Raw genomic sequence first — 10,289 nt, forward strand, 5'->3', positions numbered from 1 at the left:
CCGCCGCGCCCGGGCGTGGCCGCGCTCACACCGGCGTGGCGCAGGTCGGCGCGCTCACGCGTACGGAGGTCTACAGCGGGGAGTTGACCATCGACTCCGCGGCCATCTCCATGTAGTTCACCAATGCTCGGCGATGGTCGTCGTCGAGGCGGTCGGCGCCGATGGAGTCGATCGCGGTGTGCATGCAGCGCAGCCAGGCGTCGCGTTCGATGGGGCCGATCCGGAACGGGTGGTGGCGCATCCGGAGACGCGGATGGCCGCGCTCGTCGGAATAGGTGCGTGGGCCGCCCCAGTACTGCTCGAGGAACATCCGCAGGCGCCGCTCGGCCGGGACGAGGTCCTCCTCGGGGTAGAGCGGCCGCAGGATCTCGTCGCGCGCCACCTCTTCGTAGAAACGTCGGGTGAGGTCGTCGAAGGTCTTCGCGCCCCCGACCGCGTCGTAGAACGTCGTTGCGCCATCGGTCACGACCCCAGTGTCCCTCATCGACCGATGGGCTCCGACGCCCCGGCGCTGCCCACCCCTGCCCGACACCTGATGTTCACCCGTCGATGGCCCCTCTGAGCTGCGGAAATGCACGCCCGTGAGGCTTCTCGGCCGGGCCGGGCGCGTAATGCAGTGCGTTCGGTGCGATTCCGTGGTGAACTGGATCGTCCCCACTGTCGGAGGTCGGATGACACGCATGAGGAAGCAGCAGTCAGAGCGGGTGACCGCGCTTGTCTCCACCGTGTCCGGCCACCATTCCGGATCCGCAGCCGGTCGGCTCCACGGCAGTGCTGGGTCCGCGGGCGAGACGACCGCGCCGATCGACGAGAACGGCGTCGCCACCACCGCGGTCTGGGGCAAACACCGGGTGCTGTTGCTCAACGCGACCTACGAACCCCTCACCGCGATCTCCATCCGGCGCGCCGTGGTCCTGGTCCTGCGTGAACGCGCCGACGTGGTGCACACCGACGAGATGGGTCCGGCCATCCACTCCGCCGACCTCTCCATGCCGATCCCGTCGGTCATCCGCCTGCGCACCTACGTGCGGGTGCCGTACCGGGCGAAGATCCCGATGACGCGCGCGGCGCTGATGCACCGCGATCGTTTCCGATGCGGCTACTGCGGGGCCAAGGCGAACACGATCGACCACGTGGTGCCGCGCAGTCGCGGGGGAGCGCACAACTGGGAGAACTGCGTGGCCTGCTGCGCGAACTGCAACCACAGGAAGGCCGACCGGCTCCTGTCGGAGCTCGGGTGGACGCTGCGCGCGTCGCTCACCCCGCCGAAGGGCCGGCACTGGCGGCTGCTCGCGACGGTCAAGGAGATCGATCCCGCCTGGTCGCGCTACATCGACGTCGGCGCCGCCTGACCTCGGTGACACCGATGCTCACGCGGTCGACTACAGCTCGTCGTACCCGAATGGTCCCCGGCGGTGGAGTTCGGCTAGATTTTCCCGGAGTACGGCTTCTCTGGGCGCAGCTCCACTGCTGAAGGGTGTTGGGATGGATGACCTCATAGTCGCGATCGGCGTTCCCGTCACGATCATCTGCATCGTGTTCGTGATCGGTTGCGTCGTGTCGATGGCGTGGGCCTTCGGCGCGAAGTACGAGAAGACACAGCCGTACACGCTCGATCAGGAGTGGACGCGCGACCCGATGCTGCTCAGTGCGACCGACGCGGCGCCGCTGTCGGTCGTCCACCACGATCTCGGCGCCGACGAACTGATCGGAGGGTCCGCAAGTGGCAAGTGGTGAGATCAAGCCCGTCGTGACCGATCCCGACGCGCTCCCGCTCGGCGCCGTCGTCACCACCAGCGGTCGCATCTCGGCTGCCCGCATGCCGGGCTCGGCCGCGGCGACACCGCCGTTCGCTCGTGACGAGCTCGTGGCCCTCGACGAGGCCCTGTCGCACGCCACCGAGCTCGCGCGGGTCCGCTTCTCGATCTTCATCGGCGACCTGGGTTCCGACCCGTACGCCGGTGCCACCGCCGTGCTCCCGCAGATCCCGGAGCCCGCGCACGCCGCGCTGATCGCGGTGTCGCCCAACAGCCACGACATCGTGGTCGTCAGCGGCAGCGCCGTCGCCGACCGCGTCAACGACCGCGTCGCGCAGCTCGGCGTCACCGCTGCCATCGCCTCGTTCCGCAACAACGACATGGTCGACGGGCTCATCGCCGCGCTGCGCGTGATGGCCACCGCCGTCGCCCGTTCCTGAGCCGGCACCGCACGACGCCGACTCGGCACACGCCGCAACCACGAACGCCGCGTCCCTTCCGGGGACGCGGCGTTCGTCGTTCGGTGGGGCGATCTCAGCTCCGGGGGTCCTCCCCGCGATCGAAGCGACGGATCCGCAGCGAGCGGGCGACGGTGTCGCGACCCTCGAGGATGAGCCGACGCAGCGCGGCCGGGTGTTCCCCTGCGAGCAGGGCATCGGCGAGCTCGAGCGAGTGCTCGTCGATCGACCACTGCGGGTAGAGCCCCACGACGACGCTCTGCGCGACCTCGCTCGACCGCCGCTTCCACACCTTCGGCACGGCGTCGAAGTACTTCTCGACGTACGGCGCCAGCAGCTCCTCCTGCCCTGGCCGGGCGAAGCCGCCGATCACCGCGCGGGCCAGCGTGTTCGACAGTGAGTCGTCCTCCACCGCCTGCTCCCACGCGTGCGCCTTCGCCTCGGCCAGCGGGCGCGCCGAGCGGGCCGCGGCGGCCTTGCGGGCACCGGCGGCGGTGTTGTCGGCCTGCGCCTCGGCGTCGATGACCGGCGTCGATGCGGGATCGGTGTCGATCGCACCGGCCGCGGCGAGCGCGGTCACGATCGACCACCGCAGATCGGTGTCGACGGTGAGGCCGGCGAGACCGTGATCGGCCGGGTCGTCGCCGTCGAGCAGCGAACGCAGCACCTCGACGACGTCGTCGTCTGCCGGTGACGCGAGCAGCGACCCGACGAACGCCAGCTGGTGATCCGATCCCGCCTCGGCGGCACGGGCCAGTTCCAGCAGTCGCGTGGTGAAGCCCGGCCAGCCCGTGCTCGCCGCCCACTCCGGATCGCTGTAGCGGTCGACGGCGGTCTGGGCCTGCATGAGCACACGCTGCACCACGCCGATCTCGGTCTCGGCGCCGATACCGCGCTCGACCAGTGCGACGAAGTCGCGGGCCCGCATGGTGGCGCCACGGGTCATCTCCCACGCGGCCGACCACACCATCGTGCGCGGCAACGACTCGGTGATGTCGGCGATGCGCTCGGTCGCGGTGGTCAACGAGTCCTCGTCGAGCTGCACGGTGCAGTAGGTGAGGTCGTCGTCGTTGACCAGGATCAGTGCACCGCGGTCCACCCCCACGAGGTCGGGAACCTCGGTGCGCTCGCCCTCGACGTCGAGTTCCGCGCGGTGGACACGCACGAGCTTGCCGTTGTCGTCGTCGGCGTAGATCCCGACCGCGATGCGGTGCGTGCGGAACTCACCGGCGCCGGGCGCGGCGCCCTCCTGCACGAGTTCGAAGCGGGTGAACGCGCCGGAGTCGTCGACGTCGAAATCGGCACGCAGCACGTTGATGCCGGTGGTCTTGAGCCACTGGTCGCCCCAGTCCGACAGGTCGCGGCCGGACGACTTCTCGAGTGCCCCCAGCAGATCGGAGAACGTGGCGTTGCCGAACTTGTGGGCGTCGAAGTAGTCGCGCAGACCCGCGAGGAAGTCCTCGAGGCCCACGTACGCCACCAACTGCTTCAGCACTGACGCGCCCTTGGCGTAGGTGATGCCGTCGAAGTTGACCTCCACCGCGGCGATGTCGGGGATGTCGGCGGCAACCGGGTGGGTCGAGGGCAGCTGGTCCTGGCGGTAGGCCCACGACTTGTCGACCGTCGCGAACGTGGTCCAGGCGCTCGTGTACTCGGTGGCCTCCGACTGGCACAGGACCGACGCGAACGTCGCGAAGGACTCGTTGAGCCACAGGTCATCCCACCACTTCATGGTGACCAGGTCGCCGAACCACATGTGCGCCATCTCGTGCAGCACGGTCTCGGCGCGACGCTCGTAGAGCGCCTTGGTGACCTTCGACCGGAAGACGTAGTCCTCGAGGTAGGTGACGGCGCCGGCGTTCTCCATCGCGCCGGCGTTGAACTCGGGCACGAACAGCTGGTCGTACTTGCCGAACGCGTAGGGGACGCCGAAGTTGCGGTGATAGAACTCGAAACCCTGCTTGGTCTCGGTGAACAGCCGCTCGGGGTCCATGAACTCGGCGAGCGATGCGCGGCAGTAGATCCCGAGGGGGATGGTGCCGTGGTCGTCGGAGTACTCGTCGGTCCAACTGGCGTAGGGGCCCGCGATGAGGGCGACGAGGTAGGTGCTCAGCACCTCGGTGGTCGCGAAGGTGTGGCGACCGTCGCGTCCCTCCGACACCGCGCCCTCGGAATCGGTCGGTGCGGCGTTCGAGATCACCACCCAGTCGGTGGGTGCGGTGACGGCGATGTCGTAGGTCGCCTTGAGGTCTGGCTGGTCGAAGCACGCGAACATCCGCTTGGCGTCGGCGGTCTCGAACTGCGAGTACAGGTAGACCGAGTCGTCGGTGGGGTCGACGAACCGGTGCAGCCCCTCACCGGTGTTCGAGTACAGGCAGTCGGCGACCACGGTGAGCTCGTTGTGTGCGGCGAGACCGGACAGGGTGATCCCGTCCTCCTCGGTGTAGCCGGAGACGTCGATGTCGGTGCCGTTGAGCGTCGCCGACACCACGGACTTCGCGACGACGTCGATGAACGTCGAGGAATCGGCGTCGGCGGTGAACGTCACGGTGGAGGTCGAGCGGAAGGTCTCGGTCCCGGGCTTGCCGGCGCCGTCGGTCAGGTCGAGGTCGATGACGTAGTTCTCGACGGCGATCGTCGACGATCGCCGGGCCGCGTCGTCGCGGGTCAGATTCGGTGCACTCACAGAGGATTGTCCTGTCGGTGGTGTGTGGGTCGGGCGGTGGTGGAGAAGACGTCGGGGGAGCCCGGTCGTGTCGTCAACACACTTACCCCATCATTCCTCCCACCCCGGTGTGCAGGGGCGACGGCAGGGTCGGGAATGCCGACCGGCGCTCGCCGTTGACTCTCACGAGACGTTTGGCAGAGTCCACTGGCATGCGCACGCCCCGACGTGAGGAGTTTTCATGAGCACCACCGCTGAGCAGACGACCGACACCACCGGCTCCACCGCACGCGACCGCGTCGATTTCTGGCTCGACCCGTTGTGCCCCTGGTGCTGGATCACCTCGCGCTGGATCCTCGAGGTCGAGAAGGTCCGCGACATCGATGTCGAGTTCCACATCATGAGCCTCGCCGTCCTCAACGAGGGCAAGGACATCCCGGCCGACTACGCCGAGAAGCTGAAGGAGGCGTGGAAGCCGGTCCGCGTGCTGCAGGCGGCCGTCGACGCGCACGGCCACGAGGTCCTCGACCCGCTCTACACCGCCATGGGCACACAGATCCACAACAACGGCGTCGACGACTTCGAGAAGGCGATCGCCGCATCGCTGGCCGACGCCGGGCTGCCCGCCGAACTCGTGAAGGCCGCCGACTCCGGCGAGTTCGACGACGCGATCCGGAAGAGCCACCACGAGGGCATGGACGCCGTCGGCGACGACGTGGGCACACCCACCATCCACATCAACAACGTCGCGTTCTTCGGCCCGGTGCTCTCGCGCATCCCGCGCGGCGACGACGCCGGACGTGTGTGGGACGGCGCCGTGGCGCTGGCGAGCTACCCGCACTTCTTCGAACTCAAGCGCAGCCGCGACGAGGGACCGCAGTTCGACTGAGGAGTCCCCGGCCACCGTGTGATCGGCCCCCGATGACCTGGCATGCTGTAGCGCATGCGCGTCTACCTGGGGGCCGATCACGCCGGCTTCGAACTCAAGAACCAGATCCTCGATCACCTCACCGCCGCGGGCCACGAGGTGACCGACTGCGGTGCCCACACCTACGACGCCCAGGACGACTACCCGGCGTTCTGTGTGGCGGCAGCGCTCGCGACCGTCGCCGACGAGGGCAGCCTGGGCATCGTGCTCGGCGGTAGCGGGAACGGCGAGCAGATTGCGGCCAACAAGGTGCCCGGCGCCCGATGCGCGCTCGCCTGGAGCGTCGAGACCGCGCAGTTGGCCCGCCAGCACAACAACGCCCAGCTGATCGGTATCGGCGGGCGCATGCATTCCACCGACGAGGCGCTCGCCATCGTCGACGCGTTCCTCGCCACGCCGTGGTCAGAGGAACCGCGCCACCAGCGTCGCATCGACATCCTCGCCGACTACGAGCGAACGGGACAGGCTCCCGCCCTGCCCGCGAACTGAGCGTCGTATGCCCGAGGGCCATACGATCCACCGGCTCGCTCGCCTGCACCATCGTCGCTATCGCGGCCAACAGCTCGCGGTGTCGAGTCCACAGGGGCGTTTCGTCGCTGAGGCCGAGCGCCTCGACGGCCAGTACTTCACCCGGGCCGAGGCGTGGGGCAAACACCTTCTGCACCACTACGACTCGGGTGACATGGTGCACATCCACCTCGGGCTGTACGGCAAGTTCTCCGACGTGAAGGCGCCCATGCCGCCACCGGTCGGTCAGGTCCGTCTGCGTATCGAGGGCGACGACCACGGCGGCGACCTGCGCGGCCCCACCGCGTGCGAGATGTTCACCCCCGAGGACCTCGACGCCCTGGTCGCCCGGTTGGGTCCCGATCCGTTGCGCAAGGACGCCGACCCCGACAAGGCGTTCGCGCGGATCCACAAATCGCGTCGTCCGCTCGGCGCGATGCTCATGGACCAGAAGGTCATCGCCGGGATCGGCAACGTGTACCGCGCCGAGGTGCTGTTCCGTGCGAACGTCCACCCGATGCGACCGGGTACCGCGGTCGATCACCGTGTCTGGCAGAAGATGTGGGACGACACCGTCGAACTGATGGATGTCGGGGTCCGGCGCGGCAAGATCATCACCATCCGGTCCGAGGACGACCACGGCACGCCGGGCATGCGCGGTCGTCCGCGCAGCTATGTGTATCGCCGTCGCGGCGAACCCTGTCGGATCTGCGGTAACACGATCCTCGGTGAGGTGATGGAGGGTCGCAACCTGTTCTGGTGCCCCTCCTGCCAGCCGGACTGATCGTCGGCGCGCGCACTGCCAGCCAATCCTCAGAGTCCTCGGACTCGATTTCTCAGGTCCGGGGTCGAGTATCGGTCCCATGACCACAGTGACCGTCCTCGCCGTCGGCGGGACCGGGGAGTCCTGGCCCGGTGACCGTCGGACCGACCTCACCGGTCTGCTCGCCGAGGTCGGTGCACACCTCGACCACCGCTTCCGGTGCCGATGGGTGGGCTACCCGTCGAGCTACGGACCCGTGCCCCATCGCGACGGGATGAGCTTCGCCGAATCGGTCGCCGTCGGATCGGCGAGGCTGCAGGCCGCGATGGCGGTGGTCGACGGACCGGTCATGCTCATCGGCTATTCGCAGGGATGTGTGGTCATCCGCGACGCGCTGTCGAGTGCCCGGCGTGACGGACGCGACCTCTCGTCGGTGCTCGGCGTGGGGCTCGTCGCCGACCCGCATCAGCCACCGGGCGCGGTCGCCGGGTGCGAGGGATTCGGGATCGCCGGCCCCGGTCCCGCACTGCCGCCGGACATCGCGACGATGTGGATCGCCGATCCGAACGACATGATCTGCAACGCCAGCGACGACTCACTGATCCGCGACATCGCCGATCTCACCAGCGCACTGTCGTTGCGGGATGTCGCGTCCTGGATGCGGCGCATCGGTCAGACGCTGCGCGCCAACGCCTTTCAGAACGCGGCGCGCACCGCGATCCGCCCACGGCAGTGGCGTCGTGACATCACCCGTATCCGGACGGCGCTGGTCGAGATCGCCGCGTACCTGCCCGCAGTGATCATGTGGCACGGCATCACCATCACCAATCGCCGTGGCGGCCGCCACGTCGCCTACGGGTCGGAGCCGTTGGGCGGTCGCGGCGACCTCTGTGGCTGTGAGGTGTTGGCGCAGTGGATGCAGGTGCAGGCCACCTTCGCCGCCGACCGGCAGCTGCCGCGCAGCGCCTGACGCGGGACGTCAGAATTCACGTCCACGACATGTGGCGGCGTCCGAACTGGGTGACACTGGGCCGGTCTGTGCGTGTCGCCTGTCACCGAAGCGGAGTGCAACTGTGGATCACTACGACCTCGTCGTCATCGGATCGGGCCCGGCGGGCCAGAAGGCGGCGATCGCCGCAGCCAAGCTCGGTAAACGCGCCGCGGTGGTCGAACGCCGCGACATGGTGGGCGGGGTCTGCATCAACACCGGCACCGTGCCCTCGAAGACCATGCGCGAGGCGGTCCTCTACCTGACGGGGCTGAGTCAGCGTGAGCTCTACGGCCAGTCCTACCGTCTGAAGTCCGACATCACCGTCACCGACCTCTCGGCGCGCACCCAGCACGTGGTGGCGAAGGAGATCGACGTCATCCAGAGTCAGCTCACGCGCAATCGCGTGGCGTTGCTCATCGGCAACGCGCGCTTCACGGGTCCGAACGAGATCGCCGTCGACGGTCCCGACGGAGAGCGCAAGGTGGTGACGGCCGATCACGTCGTCATCGCCGTCGGCACCCGGCCCGCGCGTCCGTCGACGGTGGAGTTCGACGGCGCGACCATCGTCGACTCCGATCAGATCCTGGGCATGGATCACGTTCCCCAGTCGATGGTCGTCGTCGGCGCCGGGGTGATCGGCATCGAATACGCCTCCATGTTCGCCGCGCTCGGCACCAAGGTCACCGTCGTCGAGAAGCGGCCCCACATGCTCGACTTCTGCGATCGCGAGATCATCGAGGCATTGCAGTACCAACTGCGCGAACGGGGGGTGACCTTCCGATTCTCGGAATCGGTGAAGACGGTGGAGAAGCATCCGCAGGGCACCCTCACGATCCTCGAGTCGGGCAAGAAGATCCCCGCGGGCTGCGTGCTGTACTCCGCCGGTCGCCAGGGGTTGACCGACGAACTCGGTGTCGAGGAGGCGGGGCTCACCGGCAACGACCGCGGCCGGCTCGAGGTCAACGAGTTCTTCCAGACCGAGGTCGACCACATCTACGCCGTCGGTGACGTCATCGGCTTCCCCGCGCTCGCGGCGACGTCGATGGAGCAGGGGCGGCGGGCCGCGTACCACGCATTCGGCGAGCCGATCGGCAACGGCACGGGGATCCAGCCCATCGGCATCTACTCGATCCCGGAGGTGAGCTATGTCGGGAAGACCGAGGAGGAGTTGACCGAGGACACCGTCCCGTTCGAGGTGGGTGTCGCGCGGTACCGCGAACTCGCCCGCGGTGCGATCATGGGCGACTCCTACGGGATGCTGAAGTTGCTCGTCCACGCCCATGACCGCACCCTGCTCGGCGTACACGTGTTCGGCAGCAACGCAGCCGAACTCGTCCACATCGGCCAGACGGTGATGGGGTGCGGCGGAACGGTCGACTACCTCGTCGACGCGGTGTTCAACTACCCGACGTTGGCCGAGGGATACAAGGTTGCCGCACTCGACGCGGTCAACAAGATGCGCGCGATCTCCCGCGTGACCGGAGAGGGCAACGGCCACGAACTCGGGGCGCACTGACCTCGTCCCCGGCCGAACGCCCTGCGCGGGCACCCACCGACGCGACGAGGCCCGACCGTGGAGCACGGTCGGGCCTCGTTCGGTGGAGAAGGTGGGTCAGCTGCCCTGCACGTACTGACCACCCACGGTTCCGCGGACGACGATCGGCGTACCGGTGGGGAAGTTGTCGTAGATGTACTTGGCGTTCTCGGTGTTGAGGTTGATGCAGCCGTGGCTGACGTTGGTCTTGCCCTGCTGCTCCACCGACCACGGGGCGGCGTGGGTGAAGATGCCGTCCCAGCTCATCCGGACCGCGTACTCGACGTAGGTGCGGTAGCCGCCCGGGGCGGTCACGGGCACGCCGTAGGTCGACGAGTCCATGTACATGTCGCGGTACTTCTCCTTGGTGAAGTACGTGCCGTTCGGGGTGGGGTGCTCGTTGGAGCCCATCGAGATCGGCATGGTGCGGGTGACCTTGCCGTCGTGCCAGATCGTCAGGGTGTGCGTGGCGTCATCGGCCAGTGCGATCCATCCGGTCTTGGTGGGCGCCGGCGGCGCGGGCTCGGCGGGCTCGGCCGGGACCGGGGCCGGCGATCCCGAATCCCTCGCACCCCGCGACCGCGCCCGGTGGCTGATGCGGGTCGGCGGCGAGCCCCACGCCGAGCACCGGCGAGAGGGCGCGTCCGGCACGCCGGGCCCTCGACAGCGCGTCGCGGATGACCACA

At 68.4% G+C, this 10,289-nt stretch carries 11 protein-coding genes; 8 read left to right on the plus strand and 3 right to left on the minus strand.

From position 1 onward, the window contains the following. Window positions 1–70: 70 nt before the first annotated feature. Window positions 71–484, minus strand: coding sequence for a globin (locus tag TU34_RS08080; RefSeq protein ID WP_045822351.1), 414 nt, complete (start codon window positions 482–484; stop codon window positions 71–73). A 187-nt stretch (window positions 485–671) separates the two neighbouring features. Between TU34_RS08080 and TU34_RS08085 the strand changes: the two genes are divergently transcribed. From TU34_RS08085 to TU34_RS08095, 3 genes are all read left to right on the plus strand, one after another. Further along, on the plus strand, window positions 672–1,352 hold the full coding sequence (locus TU34_RS08085) for an HNH endonuclease (protein ID WP_082080018.1): 681 nt from the start codon (window positions 672–674) through the stop codon (window positions 1,350–1,352). 133 nt (window positions 1,353–1,485) lie between these two features. After that, the gene (ctaJ, locus tag TU34_RS08090; protein WP_045822352.1) at window positions 1,486–1,737 is read left to right on the plus strand and encodes an aa3-type cytochrome oxidase subunit CtaJ; all 252 of its coding nucleotides are present in this window, start codon (window positions 1,486–1,488) and stop codon (window positions 1,735–1,737) included. Next, entirely contained in the window at window positions 1,724–2,197 is a 474-nt protein-coding gene (locus TU34_RS08095) for a DUF5130 family protein (protein ID WP_045822353.1), read from the plus strand. The genes ctaJ and TU34_RS08095 overlap by 14 nt, the downstream gene beginning before the upstream one ends. Window positions 2,198–2,291: 94 nt before the next feature. On the opposite strand, the gene pepN is transcribed toward TU34_RS08095, so the two are convergent. Further along, entirely contained in the window at window positions 2,292–4,901 is a 2,610-nt protein-coding gene (gene pepN / locus TU34_RS08100; RefSeq protein WP_045822354.1) for an aminopeptidase N, read from the minus strand. Between the two features lie 220 nt (window positions 4,902–5,121). Here pepN and TU34_RS08105 point away from each other — a divergent pair, with 220 nt between their 5' ends. The 5 genes from TU34_RS08105 to sthA all read left to right on the plus strand — a co-directional run bounded on the left by TU34_RS08105 (window position 5,122) and on the right by sthA (window position 9,585). Then, entirely contained in the window at window positions 5,122–5,769 is a 648-nt protein-coding gene (locus TU34_RS08105; protein ID WP_045822355.1) for a DsbA family oxidoreductase, read from the plus strand. 54 nt (window positions 5,770–5,823) lie between these two features. After that, window positions 5,824–6,297: a ribose-5-phosphate isomerase gene (locus TU34_RS08110; RefSeq protein WP_045822356.1), complete on the plus strand. Its 474-nt coding sequence runs from the start codon at window positions 5,824–5,826 to the stop codon at window positions 6,295–6,297. Window positions 6,298–6,304: 7 nt separating this feature from the next. After that, on the plus strand, window positions 6,305–7,099 hold the full coding sequence (locus TU34_RS08115) for an Fpg/Nei family DNA glycosylase (protein ID WP_045822357.1): 795 nt from the start codon (window positions 6,305–6,307) through the stop codon (window positions 7,097–7,099). A 79-nt stretch (window positions 7,100–7,178) separates the two neighbouring features. Then, window positions 7,179–8,048, plus strand: a complete 870-nt coding sequence (locus TU34_RS08120) for a PE-PPE domain-containing protein (RefSeq protein ID WP_045822358.1) — start codon at window positions 7,179–7,181, stop codon at window positions 8,046–8,048. A gap of 103 nt (window positions 8,049–8,151) precedes the next feature. Then, window positions 8,152–9,585, plus strand: a complete 1,434-nt coding sequence (sthA, locus tag TU34_RS08125; RefSeq protein WP_045822359.1) for a Si-specific NAD(P)(+) transhydrogenase — start codon at window positions 8,152–8,154, stop codon at window positions 9,583–9,585. A gap of 96 nt (window positions 9,586–9,681) precedes the next feature. Here the strand turns inward: sthA and TU34_RS08130 are convergent, their stop codons facing one another. Further along, on the minus strand, window positions 9,682–10,254 hold the full coding sequence (locus TU34_RS08130) for a L,D-transpeptidase (RefSeq protein WP_082080020.1): 573 nt from the start codon (window positions 10,252–10,254) through the stop codon (window positions 9,682–9,684). Window positions 10,255–10,289 lie beyond the last annotated feature (35 nt).

It is taken from the genome of Williamsia herbipolensis (assembly GCF_000964005.1).
Classification (GTDB): domain Bacteria; phylum Actinomycetota; class Actinomycetes; order Mycobacteriales; family Mycobacteriaceae; genus Williamsia_A; species Williamsia_A herbipolensis.

Coding starts and splice junctions, on each gene's coding strand:
- TU34_RS08120 (WP_045822358.1), top strand. CDS start 7,179: ATGACCACAGTGACCGTCCTCGCCGTCGGCGGGACCGGGGAGTCCTGG.
- TU34_RS08085 (WP_082080018.1), top strand. CDS start 672: ATGACACGCATGAGGAAGCAGCAGTCAGAGCGGGTGACCGCGCTTGTC.
- TU34_RS08105 (WP_045822355.1), top strand. CDS start 5,122: ATGAGCACCACCGCTGAGCAGACGACCGACACCACCGGCTCCACCGCA.
- ctaJ (WP_045822352.1), top strand. CDS start 1,486: ATGGATGACCTCATAGTCGCGATCGGCGTTCCCGTCACGATCATCTGC.
- TU34_RS08110 (WP_045822356.1), top strand. CDS start 5,824: ATGCGCGTCTACCTGGGGGCCGATCACGCCGGCTTCGAACTCAAGAAC.
- TU34_RS08115 (WP_045822357.1), top strand. CDS start 6,305: ATGCCCGAGGGCCATACGATCCACCGGCTCGCTCGCCTGCACCATCGT.
- TU34_RS08080 (WP_045822351.1), bottom strand. CDS start 484: ATGAGGGACACTGGGGTCGTGACCGATGGCGCAACGACGTTCTACGAC.